This is a genomic window from Arthrobacter sp. Hiyo1 (assembly GCF_001263615.2).
Lineage (GTDB): Bacteria > Actinomycetota > Actinomycetes > Actinomycetales > Micrococcaceae > Arthrobacter.
The window spans coordinates 213,325-215,489 of the sequence record NZ_DF952473.1; the positions used below are offsets into that span (position 1 = coordinate 213,325).

Annotated in this window: 3 protein-coding genes; 1 reads left to right on the plus strand and 2 read right to left on the minus strand. The window is 61.8% G+C overall.

Going from position 1 to position 2,165, the window contains the following annotated elements; translation table 11 throughout:
* Together sufB and AHiyo1_RS16490 are read right to left on the minus strand one after the other, a co-directional pair.
* Positions 1-999: Fe-S cluster assembly protein SufB (sufB, locus tag AHiyo1_RS16485; RefSeq protein WP_059389271.1), on the minus strand; the 999-nt coding region annotated here is incomplete at its 3' end.
* Positions 1,000-1,010: 11 nt separating this feature from the next.
* Positions 1,011-1,778 carry a helix-turn-helix transcriptional regulator gene (locus tag AHiyo1_RS16490; RefSeq protein WP_059389270.1) on the minus strand — a complete coding sequence of 256 codons (768 nt, stop codon included), beginning with the start codon at positions 1,776-1,778 and terminating at the stop codon, positions 1,011-1,013.
* A gap of 152 nt (positions 1,779-1,930) precedes the next feature.
* Here AHiyo1_RS16490 and AHiyo1_RS16495 point away from each other — a divergent pair.
* The coding region (locus tag AHiyo1_RS16495; RefSeq protein WP_113990694.1) for an ATP-binding cassette domain-containing protein at positions 1,931-2,165 on the plus strand (235 nt) is incomplete at its 3' end.

A 2,165-nucleotide genomic window follows, 5' to 3' on the forward strand; every position in this document is an offset into this window, starting at 1 on the left:
CTCGCCGACCAGGTAGACAGCCGGGTACTTCATGGTCACCTTGGAGCCGATGTTGCCATCGATCCATTCCATGGTGGCGCCTTCTTCGCAGATGGCGCGCTTGGTGACCAGGTTGTACACGTTGGTGGACCAGTTCTGGATGGTCGTGTAACGGACGCGGGCGCCTTTCTTCACGATGATTTCCACCACTGCCGAGTGCAGCGAGTCCGAAGTGTAGATCGGAGCGGTGCAGCCTTCGATGTAGTGGACGTAGGAGTCTTCGTCCGCGATGATCAGGGTGCGCTCGAACTGGCCCATGTTCTCGGTGTTGATGCGGAAGTAGGCCTGCAGCGGGATGTCCACGTGGACGCCCTTGGGGACGTACACGAAGGAACCGCCGGACCATACGGCCGTGTTCAGCGAAGCGAACTTGTTGTCGCCCACCGGAATGATGGTGCCGAAGTATTCCTGGAAGATCTCCGGGTGCTCACGCAGCGCGGTGTCGGTGTCCAGGAAGATGACTCCCTGCTTTTCCAGGTCCTCGCGGATCTGGTGGTACACGACCTCGGACTCGTACTGCGCGGCCACGCCGGACACGAGGCGGCTGCGCTCGGCTTCCGGGATGCCCAGCTTCTCGTAGGTGTTGCGGATGTCCTCGGGGAGGTCTTCCCACGTGGCAGCCTGCTTCTCGGTGGAGCGCACGAAGTACTTGATGTTGTCGAAGTCGATGCCGGAGAGGTCTGCACCCCACGTGGGCATGGGCTTGCGGTCGAAGTACTTCAAGCCCTTCAGGCGCAGGTCCAGCATCCATTGCGGCTCGTTCTTCTTGGCCGAAATGTCGCGGACTACCTCTTCGTTGAGACCACGGCGTGCGTTGGCGCCGACGTCGTTCTTGTCGGCCCATCCGTACTCGTAGTTGCCAATACCGTGCAGCTCGGGATTCTTCTCCAGAATCTCCGAGATCACAGCACCGTCAGCTAGCGCTTTCTCTGCTGTTCCTTCAGCTAATTGACCCGTCATCACGGCCTTTCTTACTGATTGTTGGATTCGACATGGGGCGTGGCCCGCAGCTTCGGAAACCCGAGGGCTTCCTTGGCGGCCGGCCTGCCGGTTGGAATGTGGGTGGTGCAGACATGTCCGCCCTGCGCGAGGGTGGAAAGCCTGCGGACGTCGACGCCGACCAAACGGGAAAACAATTCGGTCTCGGTGTCGCAAAAAACGGGAAATTCCGCGGCGAGCTGCTGGATGGGGCAATGGCCTTGGCACAGCTGGACGCTCGAGAGGGAAGCGGGCAACGGCGCCTTGGTCTCAATAGACGCAGCGGACGCGACATATCCGTCCCTGCTCAGCGCCTTGGACAGTGCCACAGCGCGGGCCGCAATGTCGGAACCCGCCAGGTCCACTTCGGGTGCGTAGCGCTCTTCCATTTCGGCGAAGCGCTCCACCGCATAGTCCCTGACAGCTTCCTCGCCTGCGAGGTCCCTGAGCTTCCGCAACGCGGAACTGGCAATGTTCAGGTAGTCATCCCCGAGCTTCGACTGCCCTTGTGAGCTGAGGACATAGCGACGGGCCGGCCGGCCTGCGCCGGCACCCGCCTTCGCGACGCGTTTTACCTCAATGACCCCGGCGCGCTGGAGGTGATCCAGGTGACGGCGGACGGCTGCGGGGGTGAAACCCAGCATGTCGCCGAGTTCAGCCGCGCTGACGGGACCGTGCTCCAACACCGCGTTGAGTACACGGTCGCGGGTGCGGTCTTCCGCGTCAGCCGCGCCAGCAGCTGTGCCACCGGGCACAGGCATGACCGCGCTATGCCTTGCGGGCACGGAAACAGAACTCCTCATGGAATACACAACACAATCATGTCGTAATTTAGTCCGGGCATCCAGTAAGGCAAGGCTGGCCTGCGGCACCTTGCCCGCCGCACCGTTACTACTTCACGTAGAATACTCTGGTGCGATCCCCCGAATCCCCTGTCCTCACCATCGATGGACTCATCAAGGACGTTGGCCCGCTGGCTTCCCTTGACGGCAAGATGCTCCGGGTAGTCAGCGGCCTGTCAATGTTCGCAGAACGCGGCCAGATCACCGCCTTGCTCGGTGCAAACGGCGCGGGCAAGACGACAACGCTCGAATGCGCGCAAGGCCTTCAAAAACGTACCGGCGGCCGCATCGCGCTCCTTGGCGAAG

Excerpts from the sequence above, each read along its gene's own strand:
- AHiyo1_RS16490 (WP_059389270.1), bottom strand. The coding sequence starts at position 1,778 with ATGCCTGTGCCCGGTGGCACAGCTGCTGGCGCGGCTGACGCGGAAGAC.